Consider the following 267-nt stretch of genomic DNA (forward strand, 5'->3'; position numbering starts at 1 on the left):
CCCCTACTCCCCAGCATTAATATGCAACAACCATCATCAAATTATTTGGCTTAATCAATCCGCTTGCGAAGAGTTAGGCCAGCCTAGCTACCAACTACTCGCCTGCAAGCTAAACAATCAGAATGGAACACCGCCAGAACAAGACTCAGCAACTAACAGCCTGCAATGCAAAAGCTTAAATGGCCTGTCTATTAATTTTGACGCTCAAGCTAAAGACATCCATACCAATGCGCCTAAACAGCGTTTCTTTTTGTACCAACTCGAAGT

General features: G+C 43.8%; 1 protein-coding gene. It reads left to right on the forward strand.

The genetic code is table 11. The annotated features are described in order from the left end of the window. Positions 1-267 (forward strand): hypothetical protein (locus tag Q4528_RS14115; protein ID WP_303522239.1); only part of this gene is annotated, 267 nt, incomplete at both ends.

The sequence above is a fragment of the Staphylococcus pasteuri genome (assembly GCF_030547725.1).
In the GTDB taxonomy this organism is placed as follows: Bacteria; Bacillota; Bacilli; order Staphylococcales; family Staphylococcaceae; genus Staphylococcus; species Staphylococcus pasteuri.